This window comes from Paludibacterium paludis (genome assembly GCF_018802605.1).
Classification (GTDB): Bacteria; Pseudomonadota; Gammaproteobacteria; order Burkholderiales; family Chromobacteriaceae; genus Paludibacterium; species Paludibacterium paludis.
In genome coordinates, this window is the sequence record NZ_CP069161.1 from 3,330,136 (window position 1) to 3,350,873 (window position 20,738).

Genomic DNA, 20,738 nt, shown 5'->3' on the forward strand with positions numbered 1-20,738 from the left:
ACCCTCCGGCGTTGCACGGGTAATGCGAAAAGAATATCCTTCGAATGAAAAATCCATCAAATGAATAGTTCGAATGGAGGTTCATTCATTTCATGCATCTTAGCCGCATCGATCTGAACCTGTTTGTGGTGTTCGACGCCATCTATGGCGCGGGGGGCCTGACGCCGGCGGCCCGCCAGCTCAGTCTGACCCAGCCGGCGCTGAGTCACGCGCTGGCAAGATTGCGCGATGTATTCGGCGACCCCCTGTTCGTGCGTCAGGGCAGCGCGATGGTGCCGACGCCGCTGGCGCGCAGCCTGATCGGTCCGGTCAGGCAGGCCTTGCAAGGACTTGATGCGAGCGTGAACCATAACCGGAGCTTCGATCCGGAAACCGCCCGCCGGACCTTCACGATCGGACTGAGGGATGTGCTGGAAGCGACGGTGCTTCCGCCACTGATGGGGGTACTGCGGGCACGGGCGCCGGATATCGACATCGCCGCGGTCAGGGCGGACAGACGGGAGCTGGAGCGCGACCTGGCATCCGGCGCGCTGGATCTGGCCGTCGATATCGCGCTTCCGCTGGCGGACCGCATACGGCGCCGGCGCATCGGCAGCGACCGGCTGGTCGTTGTGGCGCGCGGGGGAAACATCGACGGGTTATTGACGCTGGAGCGTTATCTCGCCGCGTCCCACGTCCTGGTTTCGTCACGCAGCAAAGGCCCCGGCGTGGAGGACATGGAGCTGAACCGCCATGGACACAGAAGACGGATAGGCTTGCGCTGCCAGCATTATTTCGCGGCCTGCCGGGTGGTGAATGAGACGAATCTGCTACTGACAATGCCGGAGCAATATGCCGCCATTGCCAATCGCAATCTCGACAACGCCATTCATGCGTTTCCGCTTTCCATGCCCGAGCTGGACGTTTACTTGTACTGGCATGAAACCGTCGAACACGACGCGGCGAACGCCTGGCTCAGGGAGATGCTGCTGGACGGTTATCCGCGCTAGGAAGTGCGAGCGCCATTCACACGGCGGTCAGCGCAGCTGCCGCGAAACGCTCCTTGCCGACGGCAGTTCCGGCATGCGCGGCGCCGTGCCGCGCCAGTCTTTCGAGTCCGGCGCGCAGCGGCGCTTGAAGCTCGGCGGGCAGCCGGTCATGGGAAAAGAGTCCGATGCGCTTGACCGCCAGATCAAGACGGGGACGGAATTCGCCGCTCAACTCGCACAGGCGGGTCTCTACCGCGCTTCCCTCGCCGGCCAGTGTTCCGAGCACCGACACGCGCAGACCCAATTGTTCGTGAAACTGTCTGGCAAGGCTGTCGCGCGCGTCTTCGCCGTCCTTGAGGTTCCCGCCCGGCAGAACCCACTGATCCTGGTCGTTGAGCATCAGCAACAGGTCGCCCTCCGGGGACACCAGCACTCCATTGATCGATTGCGGATTCATGGGCAGCTCCAGAACTTGAGAAAATCGGTGCACAACCATGTCAGCGCGTGTCGCTCGGGATATTTTCACGAAACTGTCATTAACATGGCATTCGCGAAGGATTATCCGGGGAAGCCCGGCATTTTCCAATGTCCATATTCCCATTCCGGGCGCCCCATCCGGATAGGCTGGCACACACCGGTCAGCGGCGGCGGGCGGTTTTCCAGTAGGCGAATTCCTCCTCGTAGACCTCCGCGTCAAGATCCATGACCCGCTGCTGCAACCTGGCCTGGACGTCGCGCACGGCGCGGTTGTAGACGCACGGGGCGATCTCCCGGAGAAAAAACTCCAGCAACGCGCCGGCCTGAAGATTGCCGACCGGCTCGTCCATGTTTGCCTCGAAAAACCGGACGATAGACTGAATCGCCCCTTCCCGGTCCGCCTGGTCCAGTTCAATGCTCATTCCCGCCCCCTTCTTTTCGCGCATCGAATAGGTGCGCTCGCGGGTCAGTCTAACTCACGGTTTCACGGGCCGCACCATGCAGGAGAAGGACAGTTCGGGCAACGGCCGATCCAGGGGCAGGCGTTGGCCATCGATGAAAAAATCCTTGAAAGACGGGTCAAGCCGGGTGAAACGGCCGGACAGCAAAGCCTGCTTGAGCCAGGCAAGGCAGGTGGGAGGAACCGGAAGCGTACCGGCGACGGTCCATCCGCCATCCGGTTTTTCGGCGAGAAGGACAGGAGGCCGCGCTTGCGCGAACAGCGCGATCTGGGCAAGAGGACGGGCCGGGAGAGTCACGAACACCGCGTCGCACGTCTGCCCGGCACGCGTCAGACAGGCGGGAAGCAACCACGGGAAATGCCGCCTATCGCGCCAGTTTTCCCTCAACAGCCCCGGGGGTAGCGCCATGCCGTCGTTGAGCATGCGAAGATTGGCGCGCAAATCCGGCATGGTCGCCTCCGCGGGGCCGTCGTTAGTGGCCGGCGCGAACTCCAGAGCACGCTTCGCGCCCCGCCGGATCGTTTCCGACTCCGGGCCTTCCCGCTGGCTGGCCAGCCTTCGCAGCGCCTCCAGGCCGAACCGTCCGCCATCCGAGCGCAAAAAGGCGAAGTCGAAGCGGTCGGCCGGCACCTTCCGGGCGGCAAGGCGTTCGACCTGATTGACAACCGACAACCGTACCGGATCGGCGAACGGGGTCAGCGCGGCCAGGGACAGCGTCAGGAACACGCCCGCGGCGAAAAGATTCACCCGGCCAAGACGCGACGCCTCGGGCAGCGACCAAAGATAACCCGCGGCATACACGAGCATCAGCGCGCAAAGCTGTGCGGCAATGACGCGGCCGGGCGTCCAGCCGTAATCGGCGACGCGCAGTGCCAGCGCATACATGGCGATCGTCGTTAACGGCATGAGCATGGTGCTCGCAATGCGCATCGCCCAAAGCAACGGTCGCGGCAGCCCGGCAAGATAACAGCCGTCCTGATAGACGACATTGATCAGCACGACCAGCGCCCCCGCCGCGCCAAGCACGATCACCGCGCCATGACGTGTTTCCCAAAGCGGAGCCAGGCCGGTGAACGCGATGGCGAGGAGAAATCCCCCGATCAGCAGAACCGCCACCGGAAGCAACCAGGAGAGCAAGAGCAGCGCCAGCTGGCGGATGCCGCTGACAATGCCGAACCGCGTGTCGGTCAGATGCCAGGCCAGCGACAGGGCCATCGTGGAAACCGGTATGGCGAACCAGGCGCTGCGCAGTGTGTCAAGCAGCCACGGCAGATTCAGCAGCCGGAACAGAACACCGCCAAGATGGAGCACGAGCCACATCGAACCCACGAAAAACACGGCGAACAGCGACTGTACCGCGAGCTTCCAGGAAATGGCGAAATAACCGTGGTAGCTGGCGATGCGGCGCTTCTCGCGCCCCGCTGCCAGCACGAGCGAGAGGGAAACGAACACCAGGGGAAGAAGGACAAGAACCAAAAAGAGCGCCGGCCGCAGATAACTGTCGGCATTGGCGGGCAAGCCCAGGCTCCAGATACGGTACTGGGATACCGCGACCAGAAGCACCGCCGACGCGGACAGCCAGGTCACTTGCCCGGACAACGACAGAACGCCTTGGGACGCCGTCAGGATCAAGGGCAGAAACAATCCCGCCATCAGCATGGGCACGAACAGGAGCGGAGCGGTCGCCGGCCACCGCTCCATCTCCGATAACCGGTACAGCGCGAAAAGCGCCGCACCCTGAACGAGGCCGATGGCCAGACGCACCATGGCGACGGCTCGCGGGCGGTCGCGGCCGCCCGGCGGGTCGACCGGCACCGATTTCAATTCCATCATGAACCGTCCCCCTTTCGCGGACACCAGTCACCCGATCAGGGACTGCCCGAGATCCGCAAGAGTTTCGCGACCGGAGGGTTTCGGTATGTTCCTACACGCGGCCAAGCCGGCCCGGACACTCAGAGCAGGCCGAGCGCCGACATGGCCTCATCAATGCGCGCCCGCGCCTGCTCGGTCACCGACGTCATGGGCAAGCGCAGTTCATCGCGGCACAGGCCAAGACGCGACAACGCATATTTGGCGCCTCCGGGACTCGGTTCGATGAACAGCGCGGAATGCAGCTCGCACAGCGTTGCATTGAGTTCGCGGGCCGTGGCGAAATCGCCTTCCAGCGCCGCTTGGGCGAATCGCGCATACGCTTTGGGCGCGACATTGGCCGTGACCGAGATGCTGCCGACACCGCCATGGGCGAAATACCCCAGCGCCGTCATGTCGTCGCCCGACAGGAAAGCGAACGGCTTGCGCACACGCCGCATCTCCAGCGAGACGCGACCAACCTGCCCGGTGGAGTCCTTGATGCCCCGTACCCTGTCGAGCTCCGACAGGATCGCCACGGTATCGATCGTTAATTCGATGCCGGTGCGGGACGGAATGTTGTAGAGCAGGATCGGCAGTTCGCAGGCCTGGTCCAGTACACGGAAATGATTGATGATCTGGGCCTGCGTTGGCTTGTTGTAGTAGCCCGTGGCATGCAGTACGGCATCCGCGCCGGCCTGGCGCGCCAGCCCCGCCAGATCGACGGCTTCGCGGGTGCAGTTGGTGCCGATACCGGCGATGACCGGCAGGCGTCCGCGCGCCGAGGCGGCGGCGGCGGCGAGCACGTCGTAACGCTCCTGGCGCGACAGCGTGGGACTCTCGCCGGTCGTCGCGCATACCGCCAGCGCCGAGGTGCCCTCCGAGACATGCCATTCAACGAGATCCGCCAGTGCCTTGTAATCAACTTCGCCCTGGACAAACGGGGTGACCAGCGCGGCGATGGATCCTGTCAGATTCACGGTACTCTCCAGCAAGATTGGGATGGCGCAAGCTTAGGGATATCCCCGAACCGGCACAATCGATATGAACTCACGCCAGCCATCAAAAAAAATCACGGCTAGAATCTTTTACAAAATGCATTTGACATCTGGCTCGCACGCGAGAACGATATTACTATGTCATTTTTTGTAACCGGAAAAACGTGATCATGATGAACAAAAAGAATACCGCGCTGCTGTTTCTGGGTTCCCTTTTCCTGGCCTCCTGCGGAGGCGGAGGTGGCGGCGGAAGTGGTGGCGGGTCATCGAGTGGCAGCAGTTCGGCGGTCACCACGCCCAGCAAACCGGAAGGCGCCTATATCGGCAACACTTCCGACGGCAACGATACCTGGACGCTGGTGCTGGATAATGACCAGCTATTCTCGATTTACGGCCGCACCGTGAACAGTCAGTTCCAGGTCAGCGGTTTCGTCACCGGTAAAGGAGTGGCGAGCAACGGCAGCTATCCGGTCACGGAAACGGTCGATTTCAACTACACCGATGTCCTGCGCGGCTCCGCGACCTTTACCTACGTCGCCGGCAAGAGTCTGGCAGGAAGCTTCAGCGAGGCGGGGCGAACCGTCAGTTTCACGTCCCAGGCCACGAAAACCTCGGTGTACGACTATGCCCAGCCCGCCCGCCTCGCCACGGTCGGCGGAACATGGACGCTCGCCGACCTGACCGGCACCTGGCACACGCTGACCATCGGCGGGGACAGCACGCTGCGAGGAAGCACCCCGTCCGGATGTGTTTATACCGGCACCATCGCGCCGCGCGGCAACAAAAACGTCTTCGACGTCGCGCTGACCTTCGGAGCCGCGCCATGCCGCTATCCCGGCCTCAAGCAAACCGGGGTCGCCGTCAGCTATACCCTGCCGAATGGAATGAGCCAGATGATGCTGGCCGCGACCGACGCCGCCCAGGCGAACGGCACGCTGCTGATCGGCTCACGCTGAACCCGCTCCGCTCCCGGGCGGACGGGTTTACAATGAACACTTCGCCGCGCCCGCGCCCGCCGCGCGGGCGCTTTGTTTTTCCGTGCAAGTGAAGGATGGATTGCCGTGGTACTCATCAAGACAGCCGACGAAATCGCCAAAATGGTCACGGCCGGGAGCCTCACCGCCAGAGTGCTGGAGGCGGTGGAACACATCATCGAACCGGGCGTCACCACCGCGGCGATCGACGCCTTTTGCGAGAACTACATCGTCAATACGCTCGGCGCGGAGCCGGGCAGCAAGGGGCAGTACGGTTTTCCCTACTCGGTCAATACCTCGGTCAATCACGTGGTCTGCCACGGCTGGCCGTCCGACACCCAGGCGCTCAAGGCCGGCGACATCGTCAATGTCGACGTGACCGTGCGCAAGGACGGCTATTACGGCGACAGCAGCAAGACCTTTTGTGTCGGCGAGGTGAACAGCTACGCCAAACGCCTGGTCGATGTGACGCAGGAATGCCTGTACCGCGCCATCCGGCTGGTCCGTCCCGGCGCCACCCTTGGCGATATCGGCCATGCCATCCAGTCGCACGCCGAAGCGAACGGCTATTCGGTGGTCAGGGAATATTGCGGGCACGGCATCGGCGCCGCCATGCACGAGGATCCCCAGGTCATGCATGTGGGCAGACCGGGCGCCGGGCTGCGCCTTGAGCCGGGGATGACATTCACCATCGAACCGATGATCAATCAGGGCAGGAAAGACGTGAAACTGCAGCGCGACGGCTGGACCGTCACCACCCGCGACAGGAGCCTGTCGGCGCAATGGGAGCACACGGTGCTGGTGACGGATTCGGGTGCGCGCGTGCTGACATTGCGCGACGAGGAGGCCGGTTTCGCGGCGAGTCTCGCCGGACAGGGCTGAGGCCCCGCCGGGGTTCAGAGCGCGTCCGGAGGCAGCAGGATCCCGCGCGCCAGCAGCGCCGTGAACTCTTCGGCCGGCAGCGGTTTGGCCAGCAGATAGCCCTGCACCAGGTCACAGCCTTCGGCGGCGAGAAAATTCCATTGCTCGACCGTCTCGACGCCCTCGGCGACGACTTTCATGTTCAGGTTCTGGGCCATGTTGATAATGGCGCGGGCGATCGCGGTGTCGTCCAGATCGCTTGGAATATCCTGCACGAACGAGCGGTCGATCTTCAGTTTGTCGGCCTTGAAACGCTTCAGGTAGGACAGACTCGAATACCCGGTGCCGAAGTCGTCGATCGACAGCTGGGCGCCCATGGCCTTCATGCGCTCGATGGTGTCGACGGTCGCCTCGGCGTCCTCCATGACCACGCTTTCCGTCACTTCGATATCCAGCGAGTCGCCCGACAGCCCGTTGCGGGACAGCGCCTCCTCCAGATTCGCGGTCAGATCCTTCTGACGGAACTGCAGAGCGGACAGGTTGATCGCGAGGCCGATCTGCGGCAGTCCCAGCGATTTCCAGCGCGCGATCTGCGCGCAGGCCTCGGCGATGACCCAGTTGCCGATCTGCACGATGAAACCGCGCTCCTCGGCCACTTCGATGAACCTTGCCGGCCCGAGCATCCCGAGCGTCGGGTGATTCCAGCGGATCAGCGCTTCGGCGCCGACAATCCGCCCGGACGCCATTTCCACCTGCGGCTGGTAATGCAGCAGGAATTCGTTGCGGTCGAGCGCGAAACGCAACTGGCTCTCGATGGCCAGGATTTCGCGGGCGCGCGCGTTAAGATCCGAGGTATAGAACTTGAAGCTGTTGCGGCCGGAGGATTTGGCGTGGTACATCGCCGCGTCGGCGTTGCGAACCAGCGTTTCGAAATCGCGTCCGTCGTCCGGGTAAACGCTGATGCCGATCGACGGTGTGATGGTAATGACATGATTGTGCAGCTCGACCGAGGGCACGAACGCTTCGCGGATCTTTTCGGCGATGGCCGCGGCCTCGCCCGGATCGGCGATCACCGGCAACAGCACGATGAACTCGTCCCCGCCCTGGCGCGCCACCATCTCGCCCGCGCCGAGCACGGACTTGATACGGTCCGCCGCGACCTGCAGCAGGGTGTCCCCCGCCGTGTGGCCCAGAGACTCGTTGATGGTCTTGAAGCGGTCGAGGTCAAGCAGCAGCACGGCCAGATGCTGGTTGTCGCGCGAGGCATTGTGAATGGCCAGTTCGGCGCGGTCCTGCATGTGAACGCGGTTGGGCAGGCTGGTCAGGACATCGAAATGGGCAAGGAACTGGATGCGGTCGTCGGCGGCCTTGCGCTCGGTCTGATCGCTGAAGATCGCCACATAGTGCGTCACTTCGTCCAGCGCGCTGCGCACGGTATTGATGGTCAGCCACTCGGGGAACACTTCGCCATTGCGGCGCCGGTTCCACAATTCGCCCTGCCACGAGCCGTGTTCGTTAAGCGAGCGCCACATCTGCTCGTAAAAAGCCTTGTCGTGACGGCCCGACGACAGGATGCTCGGACGCTGTCCGAGCACATCCTGCTGGGTATAACCGGTGATCTCGGTGAATGCGCGGTTCACGCTGCGGATATAAAGCTCGCTGTCGGTGATCATGATGCCTTCCGCGGTGTTCTCGAACACCTTGGCGGCCAATTGCATGCGCTCCTCCGCCGAACGGCGCTCGGAGATGTCGCGCACCATGCGCCACACGGCGTTGATGCGCCCAAAGGCATCGCGCATCGCCACGGTCTTGACGCTCACCGGCACGGGATTGCCGAAACGGTTGATGTAAGTCGCCTCGAACTCGTCGCAATAGCCGAAACGCAGGACCTTGTTGTCCAGGTTGAAACGCTCGAGGGATTCGCTCTCCTGCCCCACCAGCGACCAGAAATTCTGCTGTTTGAGCTGATCGAGGCTGAAGCACATCAGGTTGAGGAACGCGGGGTTGGCGTCGATGATCTGGCCGTCGAGCGAACTGATGATGATGCCATCCAGATTCGACCAGAACAGTTCGCGGTATTTGTTTTCCGAGCGGCGCAGCGCATCCTCCACTTCGCGGCGTCGCGAAATGTCCGCTTCCAGCGCCAGGGTCTTGGAGCGCAGCTCGTCGATCAGGCGTTTGAGCTCCGAACGCGTCCACTCCAGATGATTGCCCAGAATGCCGATCTCGTCCTTGCGGTCCCAGAAGAACGGCGTATCGAGCTTGAGCTCGGCAAGTTGCGTGGCCTGGCCCGTCAAAAGACGGATGGGCTTGAAGAAACGGGAGTGCAGGATGCCGACGATCAGCAGAATCGATAACGCGAGCTGGCCGAACAGGATGAGGAACAGGTTCTTGAGCTGATTTCTCAGCGCGATGGACAGGTGTTCGGTGTCGAACTCGATCGTCACCAGGCCGATTTCCTCGCCGCGGTAAATAACCGGTTTTTGCATGAAGGCGACGCTGCCGATGCGCCGCTCGCCCCGGGCTGACGACAGGAAAAGAGTATTTGTTTGAGTGTCTGTCACACGAATGGAGATGACACGCCGGTCTTCCATCACCGATGCCATCAGCGGACTGCCCGCCTGCCGGCTCAGGTTCCACAACGGCTCCTGCATGCCGAGCGTGACGATGTCGAGGAGTCGCTTCTGGTCGGTCTCCAGCTGCACTGTCATGTTTTCCCGCTGGAGGTTGTAGCCTACCGTACTGATCAGCGAGGCGGGGATAAGCAAGCCAAGCACGATAGCGATCAGGAAGACCATCCGCAGCGACAACATCGAGGTAACGTGCTTTTCGGCCGATTCGTTTATCAATGCCATATTCGAGTTCTTGTCCGCTAACGTTGCCGACCGGGCGTGCCGGGCGGCAGGAAAACACGGGGGCCCTGCCGGGGCCATTTTACGCATATATGGCTAGGAAACGCCGAGGAGATAATACCTCAGCATCCAGGCAAGCGTTGCCGCGCGCCGCCGCTCGAACGCGCAAGGCGGCCAGCGTCACATGCAAGAATACCGATAACCAGTCGTGATAATACCGCATGATGCTCAACAAACAACACGACAATTGCCATGGTAAGCAAGAGCCGCCTACAATCCAAGCCAACTCACACCGCATAGTCAAAGGCTTGGAACATGGTCCAGAACAAATACGACACAATTATTAACGCCCGTTGGATCATCACCGTCGAGGCGGACAACGAGGTTCTGGAAAACCATGCGATCGCCATCCGGGATGGCAAGATCGAGGCGATTGTGCCGGCAAGCCAGGCGGCGGGCCTCGAAGCGCGCGAAGTGCTGCGCCTGGACCGCCATGTGGTGATGCCGGGCCTGATCAATCTGCATGGCCACTCCGCGATGACCCTGCTGCGCGGTCTTGCCGACGACAAGGCGCTGATGGACTGGCTGACGCAGTACATCTGGCCCGCCGAAGGACGCCATGTGCGCGACGACTTCGTTTTCGACGGCGCGTGCCTGGCCATGGCGGAAATGCTGCGCGGCGGAACGACGCTGATCAACGACATGTACTTCTTCCACGGCGCGATGGCGCGCGCGGGTCTTGCCTCGGGCATGCGCACCTTCGTTGGCTGCTCGATTCTCGAATTCCCCACCAACTACGGCGCGAACGCGGACGACTACATCACCCGCGCGCTCGACGAGCGGCGCGAATTCCTCGGCGAGGAACGCATCACCTTCACACTCGCGCCCCATGCCCCGTACACCGTCTCCGACGACACCTTCCGCAAGGTGGTCACCCTGGCCGAGCAGGAAGACATGCTGATCCACTGCCATATCCATGAAACGGCCCATGAAGTGGAAACAGGCCTCAAGGAGACCGGTGTGCGCCCGCTCGCCCGCCTCAAGGAATTGGGTCTGCTCTCCCCGCGCCTGATCGCGGCCCACATGGTGCACCTGAACGAAGCGGAAATCGCGCTGGCCGCCCGCCACGGCCTGTCCATCGCCCATAACCCGACCTCGAACATGAAGCTCGCCTCGGGGATCGCGCCGGTCAAGGCCCTGCTCGAGGCCGGGGTCAATGTCGGTGTCGGCACCGATGGCGCCGCCTCCAACAACAAACTCGACATGCTCGCCGAAACCCGCATGGGCGCGCTTCTGGCCAAGGTCGGCACCCTCGACCCGACTGCGGTGCCCGCTTACACGGCCATCCGCATGGCGACGATCAACGGCGCGCGGGCACTGGGCATCGACGACAAAGTGGGCAGCGTCGCCCAAGGCAAAATGGCCGACCTCATCGCCATCGATTTGTCGTCCCCGGAAACCGCGCCGGCCTTTGACCCGGTCTCCCATGTGGTTTACGCTGCTGGACGCGAGCAGGTTTCCCACGTCTGGGTCCAGGGCGAAGCGCTGTTGCGCGACCGGACACTGACCCGCCTGGACGAGGAGGCCCTCCTGGCGCGCGCCGAAGACTGGCGCCATCGCATCCTGGCACGAGGTGAGTAAACAATGACGGTCAACGTCGACGAACTGGAACTGGACAAGTTCAGTCAACTGGCCCACAAATGGTGGGACATGAACAGTGAATTCAAGCCGCTGCACGAGATCAATCCCCTGCGGCTGGACTTCATCGACAGCCACGCGGGCCTGGACGGCAAGCGCGTTCTGGATATCGGCTGCGGCGGGGGCATCCTCGCCGAGAGCATGGCGCGAAGGAACGCGCGGGTGACCGGCATCGATCTTGCGAAGAAATCCCTGAAAGTCGCCGAACTGCACAGTCTGGAATCGGGCGTCGAGGTCGAGTACCGCTGCATCAGCGCCGAAGCGATGGCCGACGAGGCGGCGGAACAGTTCGATGTGGTCACCTGCATGGAAATGCTCGAACACGTTCCGGATCCGGCGAGCGTGATCGCCAGCTGCGCGCGCCTTGTCAAACCCGGCGGCCGGGTGTTCTTCTCGACGCTAAACCGCAATGCCAAGGCCTACCTGATGGCGATCATCGGCGCCGAATACGTGCTGGGCATGCTGCCGCGCGGCACGCACGAGTACGCCCGCTTCATCAAGCCATCGGAGCTGGCGCGCATGGCCCGCGAAGCGGATCTGACGGTGGAAACGATCAGCGGCATGACCTACAACCCGGTGACCCGTGTCTACAGCCTGTCCACCGATACGGACGTCAACTACCTGCTGGCGGCTCGCCGCAACCCGGCATAAGCCCGGCGCCAATGAAAAAGGCCGATCCTCGCGGACCGGCCTTTTTTCTTTTTTTGTGTACAACCGAAGCCTTTGCCGACGTTTAGCCCCGTCGCCTCGTTACCGGCCCCATTAAACAAGCGTTTGATCCAATCATAAAATATAGATCATGCCGTAGGCAATATTTTTAACCACGTCAGTATCATATTTACCACGATTCATCACCTACCTGTTTATCATCTACTCAAGTTGTAACATATCGCGATACACTACAATCTATTGATTGATTGCCTGACAAAAAACAACGGCATGGGGCTGGACCACAATGGCAGACGCCAGGAGTACTCAATGACATTCAAGGCCAACGACTCCCTCACGGAGCAAATCGCCCAATACCTGGAAAAACGCATCATCCTCGGCGAGATGAAACCGAACGAGCGGATCCAGGAACTGCGCATCGCCTCGGAGCTGGAAGTCAGCCGCGGATCGGTGCGTGAAGCGCTGCTGATCCTGCAGCGCCGCCATCTGGTGGAGATTTTTCCGCGCCGGGGCGCGATCGTGGCCAGCATTTCCCCGCAGGATGTGCGCGACTTTTTCGATCTTTGGCTGATGCTGCTGGACAAGGTGGTCAGTCATCTTGCCCACAGCTGGAAAAACGACGACCTCGCGCAGTTTTTCGAACTGATGACTCAACTGGGGGAAAGTCAGCGCAACGACGATCTTGAGGCGTTCTATGAACAGGGCATGACCTTCCTGCACACGCTTTACCAGTACTCCGGCAATCAGTATCTGACGCAGATGCTGGTCGACCTTTTGCCGCTGACGCGGCGCTGCCTGTTCGCCATCCTGAGGGCCGGGCGCAGTCAGATCGACCGCACCCAGCTGTTCCTGGAAGACCTGCTCAAGGCGATCATCGCGCGCGACGCTTCCGCGGCGCGGCGCATGACACAGGAATTCGGCCAGGGCTACAGCCAGCTGGCTCAGGCCTCGGCCGACGCGCTTGAGGGGCGCGGCTGATAGTCGACGAACGCGTAGGGCAGTCCCGCCGCGCTGACATGCGTCTCGCGCGACGTTTCCTGCCAGAGGCAGGGGTCGATCTCGGGAAAGAACGCGTCGCCGTCGAACCCCGCGTCGATCAGTGTCAAGGCCAGCCGGTCGGCAAGACCGATGGCCTGGCGGTACAACTCGGCGCCGCCGATCAAGCACACCTCGTCCGCATCGCCGGCCAGAGCCAGCGCCGCCTCCAGGCTTGGCGCCGCCTCGACGCCATCGCGGCGCCACTCGGCCTGGCGGGTCACCACGATGTTGCGCCGGCCGGGCAATGGCCGGCCGATCGAGTCGTAGGTCTTGCGACCCATGATCACCGGCTTGCCGAGCGTCGTCGCCTTGAAATGCTTCAGGTCTTCCGGCAAATGCCAGGGCAGCGTGTTGTTCACGCCAATCACCCGGCCGCGCGCCATCGCGGCGACCAGGGTCAAACGGGGTCGGTTCATCGCGCTCTCCTCACACCGCCATCGGCGCGGTCAGCGGCGGGTGGTGCCGGTAGCCTTCCAGCGTGAAGTCGGACGGTTCCACCTTTTCCAGCCACTCCGGTTCGTAGCGGCCGGTTTTCGCGTAATCCGGAATGCGGTCGGACAGCACGAGACGCGGCGCCGGGAACGGCTCACGCTTGAGCTGCTCCTCGAGCATCGGCAGATGGTTCTCGTAGATGTGCGCATCGGCGATGAAATAGGTGAACCAGCGCGGCGTATAGCCGGTCAGGCGGCCCACCAGGGTCAGGAGCGCCGCGCCCTCGGTCAGATTGAAACCGGTGCCAAGGCCCAGATCGTTGGATCGCAGGTACAGGCACAGGGAAATCTCGCGCTTTTCCACATTGGGCAGGAACTGGTACAAGAGGTGACAAGGCGGCAGCGCCATTTCGTCCAGCTGCGCATGGTTCCAGCCATGGAACAGGATGCGGCGGTCGGTCGGGTTCTCGATGATGGTGTCCAGACACTGGCGCAACTGGTCGACCGCCTTGTACAGCAGCACACAGCGCACGCCCGACTCGTTCGTCAGCTCGCCCACGCGCGCATAGCCGCGCTGCTGCGCATCCTCGATGATGCGGCTGTCGGCGGCCGGCACCAGCTTGTAGGCCGGCCATGCGCGCCACTGGACGCCGTACACCGAACCGAGGTCGTCCTCGCCGAGCCGGTAGGGATTGGCGAGCCACTGGACGTTTTCGTTGGCGTTCTGATCCCAGACCTTGCAGCCCAGTTCACGAAAACCCGCGGCGCTGCGGCAGCCGCGCAAGAACCCCACCATCTCGCCGATCGCCGACTTGAAAGCCAGCTTGCGCGTGGTGACCGCCGGAAAACCGTCGTTCAGAAGATCGAAGCGCAACATGGCGCCAGGCATGCTCAGCGTGCGCACGCCGGTACGGTTGGATTGCCAGGAGCCCTGCTCCATCACCATGCGCACCAGGTCGAGATATTGTTTCATTGCGAATCCCGCAAAATTCCGGATAGACCGCATTGTACCCGAGCCGGGCGATGCTAAACACTGGAGGCGAAGGCCGCAGATACGTTACTATCGCGAAAGCATTTCCGAGGATTGAGGACACCGGCCGATCATGGCAGAAGATTCAGACGACCGCACAGAAGCGGCGACGGGCAAACGCTTATCCAAAGCCCGGGAACAGGGTAATGTTCCGCGCTCCAAGGAATTGGCGACCTTCGCGATCGTCATGACCAGTGTCGCCCTGCTCATGGCGCAAGGCAGCAAGATCGCGTCTTATCTGCTGTCGGTCATGAAGTCCCTGATGGTGTTCGATCATCAATCGCTCGTCAACACGGATCAGGCGCTGCTGCGTTTTCGCGAGGCGCTGTTCGGCGCGGTGTGGAGCCTGCTGCCGCTGTTCGGCGCGCTGATTCTCGTCGCCGTGCTGATACCCATGATCATCGGCGGCTGGAACCTGACCTTCACGCCGGTCACGCCCAACTTCGGCAAGCTCAACCCGCTGGCCGGCCTCAAGCGCCTCGTATCGCTGCAATCGGCGACCAACGCGCTCCTGGCCATTCTCAAGAGCCTGCTCATCGGCGGCGTCGCGGTATGGATCATCTGGAAGGAGCGCGACGAAATCATCGGACTTGTCAGCCTGCCGCTGGAAACCGGCATGGTGAGAATGTTCGACCTGGCCTTTCACACCTTCCTGATCGTCGCCAGCGCCATGATCCTGCTCGTGGCCGTCGATGTTCCGTACACCCTGTGGAGCTACCACAAGGCACTGCGCATGACCAAACAGGAAGTCAAGCAGGAAGCCAAGGAAGCCGATACCTCCCCCGAAGTGAAGGGCCGTATCCGCCAGATGCAGCGCGAAGCGGCGCGGCGCCGGATGATGCAGGCGGTGCCCGAAGCGAATGTGATTGTGACAAACCCGACGCACTACGCTGTCGCATTGAAGTACACTGAGGAAATGCGCGCGCCTCAGGTCATCGCCAAAGGGTCCCTCAAACTGGCCGAGCGGATCATCGAAGTCGGCCGCGAGCACAAGGTCGCCGTGATGCGCCTGCCGCCCTTCGCGCGCGCCCTGTACTTCAACGCAGAGCCGGGCGACGAAATCCCGACCCGGCTGTATTCGGCCGCGGCGCAAGTACTGGCCTACGTCTACCAGCTCAAGGCCTATCAGAACAACGGAGGTCTCGCGCCGGTTTTTCCGGATTCGCTGGAGGTTCCCGAAGACCTTGACCCCGCCAGCAAACACAAGCAACATGCGGCGCCAAGCGAGCTGCCCCGACAATAAGACGGCATGAATCCGATTCTCGAAACGTTCAAGAACATCAAACTCACCAGCCTGGCCGGCCCGGTACTGATCATCCTCATTCTGACGATGATGGTCTTGCCGTTGCCCCCGGTGCTGCTGGACATTTTCTTTACCTTCAACATCGCCGTCTCGATCATCGTTCTCCTGGTCGGCATCAACGTGCGCCAGCCGCTCGATTTCTCGGCGTTCCCCGCCGTGCTCTTGGTCACCACCCTGTTGCGCCTGTCGCTGAACGTCGCGTCCGCGCGGGTGATCCTGCTCGAAGGCCATGCCGGCCCGGATGCGGCGGGCAAGGTGATCGAGGCCTTCGCCCACTTCCTGGTCGGCGGCAACGTGGCGGTCGGTATCGTGGTGTTCATCATCCTGACCGTGATCAACTTCGTGGTGATCACCAAGGGCGCGGGCCGTATCGCCGAAGTGAGCGCGCGCTTCACTCTGGACGCCATGCCCGGCAAGCAGATGGCGATCGACGCCGACCTGAACGCCGGTCTGATCGGCGAGGAAGAGGCGCGCAAGCGGCGCAGCGTGATCGCCGAGGAAGCCAATTTCTTCGGCGCCATGGACGGTGCGTCGAAATTCGTGCGCGGCGACGCCATGGCCGGCGTCCTGATCATCGTCATCAATATCGTCGGCGGTCTGATCGTCGGCATGGTGCAGCACGACCTCGCGGCCGCCAAGGCCGCGGAAACCTACACGCTGCTGACCATCGGCGACGGTCTGGTCGCGCAGATTCCCTCGCTCATCATCTCCACCGCCGCGGGTATCGTGGTGTCCCGCGTCGGCACGGAAAAGGACATGTCCGAGATGCTGCTCGGACAGTTGTTCACGCAGCCGTCGGTGCTTTACATCACCTCGGGCGTCATCGGCCTGATCGGCCTCATTCCCAACATGCCGCACATCGCGTTCCTGGGCATCGCCGCCGGCCTGGGTTTTCTCGGACGGACGATGGAAAAACGCCGCCGCGCGGAGGCCGAAGCCAAGATCGAAAAGGCCGCCCTCGCCGCGACGCCGATGGACACACCGACCGTCGAGGTCGGCTGGCACGATGTGCAGCACGTCGATCAGTTGGGACTGGAAGTCGGCTACCGGCTGATTCCGCTGGTGGACCGGACCCAGGACGGCGAACTGTTGCGCCGCATCCGCGGGATCCGCAAAAAGATCGCCCAGGAACTGGGCTTCCTGGTTCCACCGGTCCATATCCGCGACAACCTCGAAATCAAGCCCAATGCCTACCGCATCCTGCTCAAGGGCGTGGAACTGGGCAAAGGCGAGGCTTACATCGGCCAGTTCCTGGCCATCAACCCGGGCCGGGTGGTCGGCAGCGTACAGGGCATCGAGACCACCGACCCGGCGTTCGGGCTGCCGGCGGTCTGGATCGACGCTGGCAAGCGCGAAGAAGCCCAGACCCTCGGCTACACGGTGGTCGACACCAGCACCGTGGTCGCCACGCACATCTCCAACCTGCTGCAGACGCACGCGGCGGAACTGCTCGGCCGCGAAGAGGTTCAGGCGCTGATCGATCACCTGGCCAAGGAATCGCCGAAACTCATCGAGGACCTGGTGCCCAAGGTCATCCCCATCGGCATCATGCAAAAGGTGCTGCAGCAGTTGCTCAATGAAGGCATTCATATCCGCGACTTTCGCACCATCATCGAAACGCTGGCCGATCATATCGGCACCACCCAGGATGTCGACGAGCTGACCTCGGCGGTGCGTACCGCGCTGTCGCGCATCATTGTCCAGCAGCTCTTCCCCGGAGAGGCCGAATTGCCCTTGCTTACACTGGACCCCGCATTGGAAAATGTCCTGATGCAGGCGGTGCAATCCAAGACCGGAGGGGGCCTGGAGCCCGGGCTCGCGGAGAATCTCCTGGCCAGCGCGGCGACCGAAGCGGAAAAAGTGGAAATCCAGGGTTACAACCCGGTGTTGCTGACGCCACCCGGACTACGTCCCCTGCTCTCGCGCTTCTTGCGGCGCCCCCTGCCGCAAATGCGGGTTATTTCACATAATGAGATACCGGATAATAAAACCATTCGTATAATTGCTGTAATCGGGGCCAGCAAGGGCTAATAACATATGGTGGTGAAAAAGTTTTTCGGCAAAACCACACGTGATGCACTCAGACAAGTTCGCGAAGAACTGGGGGCCGATGCCCTCATCTTGTCCAACCGTCCGACCATGGGCGGCGGAGTGGAAATCATGGCGGTCGCCGATGCGGACGTGGCGAACCTCGCTTCGACCTTGACCTCGCCGTCGCCCAGCCGCCATCCGCCCCGCAATGCGCCGGCCGCGAGCCGGCTCTCCACGCCGACCGGCGGCGGCACGCCGGTGAACCGCGCCCTGGCGCGCACCTATGCGATGCCCGTCGAACCGATGGAAACGCCGGCGCCGCGCATCGATACCCGCATCGACGACCAGGAGGAACGCGCGCCATGGCCGGAGCCGGCACCGTCCGCTGCCCGCGAAACGCGCCCGGGCACGGCCGCGCCGCGCCGCGAGGCGCCCGTGCCACCAGCGCCCCCCTCCTTGCAGGAAGACTCCGAAGAGATGGCCAACGAGCTCAAGGAGATCGGTGAGGAAATCAAGCTGCTGCGCAGCCTGCTGCAAAGCCAGCTGGCCAGCTTCGCCTGGTCGGACCTTGACGCGCGCACCCCCAACCGGCTGGAACTCTTCAAGCATCTGCTGGCCATGGGCCTGAGCGCCAACCTGATCCGTCAGTTGATCGACAAGATGCCCGCCCAGTACGAAGGCGATATCGCGCTCAAATGGGCTCGCTCGGCGCTGATGCACAATCTCAAGGTCGCGGACGCCGACCACGACATTCTCGCGCGCGGCGGCATTTATGCGCTGGTCGGCCCCACCGGGGTCGGCAAGACCACCACGGTGGCCAAGCTCGCGGCGCGGGCCACCATGAAGTTCGGCCCGAATCATGTCGCGCTGATCACCACCGACAGCTACCGGATCGGCGCCCAGGACCAGCTGCGCATTTACGGCAAGATCCTCGGCGTGCCGGTGTTCTCCATTCAGAACCAGGCCGACCTGCAACTGACGCTCGCCGATCTGGGCAACCGCCACATCGTGTTCATCGATACGGTCGGCATGGGCCAGCGCGACGCGCGCCTCGCCACCCAGACCGACATGTTCGGCAACGCCGGAACGCGTCCGGTGGAACGCATCCTCGTGATGGCCGCCAACGCCGACGGCCACACCCAGGAAGACGTGGTGCGCCACTACCGCGGCAAGGGACTGGCCGGCTGCATCCTCTCGAAAGTCGACGAATCGGTGTCGATGGGGCCGAGTCTGGACGTGGTGATCCGCAACCGCATGAAAGTTTTTTACATTACCAACGGCCAGCGGGTGCCCGAAGACATCCACCTGGCCAACGGCAGCTTCCTGATCGAGCGGGCGCTCAAGGCGCCCTCGCTGAATTCGCCGTTCGCCCTGCAGCCTGACGAGTTGCCGATCATGAACGCCGCCCAGGCGGGATGGCTATGATCCGGGATCAGGATCAGGCCGCCAGCTTGCGCAGGATGGCCGCGGGCTCCCTGCGCGCGCCAAGCTTCGCCTTCATCGGCAGCCCGGGCTGCGGCGTCACCACCATCGTTGCCGAGTTGTCCACGTCGCTGGCCCTCAATGGCGCCCGTCCGATGGCGATCGACGGCTGCGCCGGCCAGCACCTCGCGCGCTGTCTTGGCGTGCCGGCCACCGCCACGCTGGAATCCCAGGTGGTGAGTCTTGCCGGCCTCGACGAGATGATGACCCGCTCCCGGCACGACGTCACCCTGGTCAATCTTTATGCGCGCCCGGAAGAACGCGCGCTGTTTTCGGCCCAGCTGTGGCTGAGGCTGGGCGGCGCGTTCGCGGCGCTGGAACGCGACGCTTCCGTCTTGCTCGTCGATGCGCCCGATCCGGCCTTCGACCCGATTCCCGCATCGGTCGCCGACAACCTCGTCCTCATTCTGTCTCCCGCCCCCGAATCCCTGACCGGGGCCTACGCCGCGATCAAGCGCCTGTCCACCCAGTTCGGGCGCCAGTGCTTCAACGTGCTGATCAACCGCGCGCGTCACCTGGAAGAGGCGCGTGAATTGTTTGCCCGTCTGTCATCTGTCGCGGCGGAGTTTTTGGCAGTATCCTTGCGCTGGGTAGGGTTTGTCCCCGAAGATAACGCCATCCGCCGCAGCCAGACCTTGCACCGTCCGCTGATGGAAGCCTTCGTGCAGAGCGAGGCGGCGGCCGCCTTCGGACAACTCGGACTGGTGCTGCCGCAGTGGCACACCCCGGAAACCGGGCGCATCAGTACAGGATTCATGGACATGTTGATTGCCGCATCACGCGACTGGGCCGAGCAAGGGGTCAGGGAATGGCCGTAAAGCGCGCGCTCCACAAGGAGTTGTCATACCTTCCGTCGACGCAAGCGGACGGCGAGACCGAAATCGATATCCAGCACTACGCGCCACTGGTCAAGAAGATCGCCGGTGTGCTGATGGCGCGCCTTCCCCCTTCGGTGGAAATGGATGATCTGGTTCAGGTCGGCATCATCGGCCTGCTGGAAGCGGCCCGGCAGTTCGATCCCGCCCAGGGCGTGCTGTTCGAAACCTTCGCCAGCCAGCGCATCCGCGGCGCCATGCTCGACGAATTGCGCCGCATCGACTGGATGCCTCGGCAGGCCCGGCGCAACTCGCGCCAGATCGAAGAGGCGATCGTCGCGCTCGAGCAGCGTTTCGGACACGCGCCGCGCGAATCGGATATCGCCGACGAACTGGGACTGAGCCTCGCCGACTACCAGAGCATGCTGGGCGATTGCCGGGGACTCTCCCTGGTGCATTACGAAGATTTCTCCGGGGAGGACGGCGAAGCGCTGGAAAATCCCCTGGCCAACATCGCCGACCCGTCCGCCCCGGACCCGCTGGGCGTTCTGGCCGACGAAGGGTTTCGGGAAGCGCTGATCGCCGCCATCAAGGGATTGCCGGAGCGCGACCAAATCGTCATGTCGTTGTACTATGAACAGGAATTGAACCTGAAGGAAATCGGGGCGGTGCTGGGGGTGTCCGAATCGAGGGTCTGCCAGCTGCACAGCCAGGCGGTGACGCGACTGCGGGCGAAGCTGGCAGAATGGATCTGATCCCCCGTCGAAAACCAAACCGGACATGGTGTCCGGACAAGTGAGAA

The 20,738-nt window shown here is 62.7% G+C and carries 18 protein-coding genes; 11 read left to right on the forward strand and 7 right to left on the reverse strand.

Annotated features, from left to right (window positions below):
* The first annotated feature begins 92 nt into the window (after positions 1–92).
* On the forward strand, positions 93–989 hold the full coding sequence (locus JNO50_RS15340; RefSeq protein WP_189530130.1) for a LysR family transcriptional regulator: 897 nt from the start codon (positions 93–95) through the stop codon (positions 987–989).
* Positions 990–1,005: 16 nt separating this feature from the next.
* Here JNO50_RS15340 and JNO50_RS15345 read toward each other — a convergent pair whose 3' ends face one another.
* The 4 genes from JNO50_RS15345 to dapA all read right to left on the reverse strand — a co-directional run bounded on the left by JNO50_RS15345 (position 1,006) and on the right by dapA (position 4,734).
* Positions 1,006–1,425, reverse strand: a complete 420-nt coding sequence (locus JNO50_RS15345; RefSeq protein ID WP_189530128.1) for an NUDIX domain-containing protein — start codon at positions 1,423–1,425, stop codon at positions 1,006–1,008.
* Between the two features lie 181 nt (positions 1,426–1,606).
* The gene (locus JNO50_RS15350; RefSeq protein ID WP_189530126.1) at positions 1,607–1,867 is read right to left on the reverse strand and encodes a DUF2164 domain-containing protein; all 261 of its coding nucleotides are present in this window, start codon (positions 1,865–1,867) and stop codon (positions 1,607–1,609) included.
* Between the two features lie 54 nt (positions 1,868–1,921).
* Entirely contained in the window at positions 1,922–3,739 is a 1,818-nt protein-coding gene (locus JNO50_RS15355) for a DUF4153 domain-containing protein (protein WP_189530124.1), read from the reverse strand.
* A 119-nt stretch (positions 3,740–3,858) separates the two neighbouring features.
* Positions 3,859–4,734, reverse strand: a complete 876-nt coding sequence (gene dapA / locus JNO50_RS15360) for a 4-hydroxy-tetrahydrodipicolinate synthase (protein WP_215796403.1) — start codon at positions 4,732–4,734, stop codon at positions 3,859–3,861.
* 188 nt (positions 4,735–4,922) lie between these two features.
* Here dapA and JNO50_RS15365 point away from each other — a divergent pair, with 188 nt between their 5' ends.
* Complete coding sequence (locus tag JNO50_RS15365) at positions 4,923–5,708, forward strand: hypothetical protein (protein ID WP_189530122.1); 786 nt, start codon at positions 4,923–4,925, stop codon at positions 5,706–5,708.
* 99 nt (positions 5,709–5,807) lie between these two features.
* Positions 5,808–6,608, forward strand: a complete 801-nt coding sequence (map, locus tag JNO50_RS15370; protein WP_189530835.1) for a type I methionyl aminopeptidase — start codon at positions 5,808–5,810, stop codon at positions 6,606–6,608.
* 14 nt (positions 6,609–6,622) lie between these two features.
* Here the strand turns inward: map and JNO50_RS15375 are convergent, their stop codons facing one another.
* Positions 6,623–9,442 (reverse strand): EAL domain-containing protein, encoded by a 2,820-nt coding sequence (locus JNO50_RS15375; protein WP_189530120.1) that lies wholly within the window; start codon positions 9,440–9,442, stop codon positions 6,623–6,625.
* Positions 9,443–9,754: 312 nt separating this feature from the next.
* Between JNO50_RS15375 and JNO50_RS15380 the strand changes: the two genes are divergently transcribed.
* The 3 genes from JNO50_RS15380 (at position 9,755) to JNO50_RS15390 (ending at position 12,784) form a co-directional block, all read left to right on the forward strand.
* A complete protein-coding gene (locus tag JNO50_RS15380) occupies positions 9,755–11,080 on the forward strand; it encodes a TRZ/ATZ family hydrolase (RefSeq protein ID WP_189530118.1) in 1,326 nt (441 codons plus the stop codon).
* 3 nt (positions 11,081–11,083) lie between these two features.
* Positions 11,084–11,788: a bifunctional 2-polyprenyl-6-hydroxyphenol methylase/3-demethylubiquinol 3-O-methyltransferase UbiG gene (ubiG, locus tag JNO50_RS15385; RefSeq protein WP_189530116.1), complete on the forward strand. Its 705-nt coding sequence runs from the start codon at positions 11,084–11,086 to the stop codon at positions 11,786–11,788.
* 327 nt (positions 11,789–12,115) lie between these two features.
* Entirely contained in the window at positions 12,116–12,784 is a 669-nt protein-coding gene (locus JNO50_RS15390; protein ID WP_189530114.1) for a GntR family transcriptional regulator, read from the forward strand.
* Here the strand turns inward: JNO50_RS15390 and JNO50_RS15395 are convergent.
* On the reverse strand, positions 12,748–13,260 hold the full coding sequence (locus JNO50_RS15395) for a dihydrofolate reductase (RefSeq protein WP_189530112.1): 513 nt from the start codon (positions 13,258–13,260) through the stop codon (positions 12,748–12,750). The two genes, JNO50_RS15390 and JNO50_RS15395, sit on opposite strands and share 37 nt — an antisense overlap.
* Before the next feature lie 10 nt (positions 13,261–13,270).
* Complete coding sequence (locus tag JNO50_RS15400) at positions 13,271–14,248, reverse strand: thymidylate synthase (RefSeq protein ID WP_189530110.1); 978 nt, start codon at positions 14,246–14,248, stop codon at positions 13,271–13,273.
* Positions 14,249–14,378: 130 nt separating this feature from the next.
* Here JNO50_RS15400 and flhB point away from each other — a divergent pair, with 130 nt between their 5' ends.
* From flhB to JNO50_RS15425, 5 genes are read left to right on the forward strand one after another with little or no spacing between them, the layout of a single operon-like run.
* Positions 14,379–15,548 carry a flagellar biosynthesis protein FlhB gene (gene flhB, locus JNO50_RS15405; protein WP_189530108.1) on the forward strand — a complete coding sequence of 390 codons (1,170 nt, stop codon included), beginning with the start codon at positions 14,379–14,381 and terminating at the stop codon, positions 15,546–15,548.
* 6 nt (positions 15,549–15,554) lie between these two features.
* Positions 15,555–17,639, forward strand: coding sequence for a flagellar biosynthesis protein FlhA (gene flhA, locus JNO50_RS15410; RefSeq protein WP_189530106.1), 2,085 nt, complete (start codon positions 15,555–15,557; stop codon positions 17,637–17,639).
* Positions 17,640–17,645: 6 nt separating this feature from the next.
* Positions 17,646–19,064: a flagellar biosynthesis GTPase FlhF gene (gene flhF / locus JNO50_RS15415; RefSeq protein WP_189530103.1), complete on the forward strand. Its 1,419-nt coding sequence runs from the start codon at positions 17,646–17,648 to the stop codon at positions 19,062–19,064.
* Positions 19,061–19,939, forward strand: coding sequence for a MinD/ParA family ATP-binding protein (locus tag JNO50_RS15420; protein WP_229804397.1), 879 nt, complete (start codon positions 19,061–19,063; stop codon positions 19,937–19,939). The genes flhF and JNO50_RS15420 overlap by 4 nt, the downstream gene beginning before the upstream one ends.
* The gene (locus tag JNO50_RS15425; RefSeq protein WP_189530099.1) at positions 19,930–20,691 is read left to right on the forward strand and encodes an RNA polymerase sigma factor FliA; all 762 of its coding nucleotides are present in this window, start codon (positions 19,930–19,932) and stop codon (positions 20,689–20,691) included. Before JNO50_RS15420 ends, JNO50_RS15425 begins: the two co-directional genes overlap by 10 nt.
* Positions 20,692–20,738 lie beyond the last annotated feature (47 nt).

Bases quoted from the DNA above. Each gene is read 5' to 3' on its own strand.
- JNO50_RS15390 (WP_189530114.1), top strand. From the start codon at position 12,116: ATGACATTCAAGGCCAACGACTCCCTCACGGAGCAAATCGCCCAATAC.
- JNO50_RS15340 (WP_189530130.1), top strand. From the start codon at position 93: ATGCATCTTAGCCGCATCGATCTGAACCTGTTTGTGGTGTTCGACGCC.
- JNO50_RS15375 (WP_189530120.1), bottom strand. From the start codon at position 9,442: ATGGCATTGATAAACGAATCGGCCGAAAAGCACGTTACCTCGATGTTG.
- JNO50_RS15350 (WP_189530126.1), bottom strand. From the start codon at position 1,867: ATGAGCATTGAACTGGACCAGGCGGACCGGGAAGGGGCGATTCAGTCT.
- flhB (WP_189530108.1), top strand. From the start codon at position 14,379: ATGGCAGAAGATTCAGACGACCGCACAGAAGCGGCGACGGGCAAACGC.
- JNO50_RS15365 (WP_189530122.1), top strand. From the start codon at position 4,923: ATGATGAACAAAAAGAATACCGCGCTGCTGTTTCTGGGTTCCCTTTTC.
- JNO50_RS15400 (WP_189530110.1), bottom strand. From the start codon at position 14,248: ATGAAACAATATCTCGACCTGGTGCGCATGGTGATGGAGCAGGGCTCC.
- ubiG (WP_189530116.1), top strand. From the start codon at position 11,084: ATGACGGTCAACGTCGACGAACTGGAACTGGACAAGTTCAGTCAACTG.
- JNO50_RS15345 (WP_189530128.1), bottom strand. From the start codon at position 1,425: ATGAATCCGCAATCGATCAATGGAGTGCTGGTGTCCCCGGAGGGCGAC.
- flhF (WP_189530103.1), top strand. From the start codon at position 17,646: ATGGTGGTGAAAAAGTTTTTCGGCAAAACCACACGTGATGCACTCAGA.
- JNO50_RS15420 (WP_229804397.1), top strand. From the start codon at position 19,061: ATGATCCGGGATCAGGATCAGGCCGCCAGCTTGCGCAGGATGGCCGCG.
- JNO50_RS15355 (WP_189530124.1), bottom strand. From the start codon at position 3,739: ATGATGGAATTGAAATCGGTGCCGGTCGACCCGCCGGGCGGCCGCGAC.
- JNO50_RS15380 (WP_189530118.1), top strand. From the start codon at position 9,755: ATGGTCCAGAACAAATACGACACAATTATTAACGCCCGTTGGATCATC.
- flhA (WP_189530106.1), top strand. From the start codon at position 15,555: ATGAATCCGATTCTCGAAACGTTCAAGAACATCAAACTCACCAGCCTG.
- JNO50_RS15425 (WP_189530099.1), top strand. From the start codon at position 19,930: ATGGCCGTAAAGCGCGCGCTCCACAAGGAGTTGTCATACCTTCCGTCG.
- JNO50_RS15395 (WP_189530112.1), bottom strand. From the start codon at position 13,260: ATGAACCGACCCCGTTTGACCCTGGTCGCCGCGATGGCGCGCGGCCGG.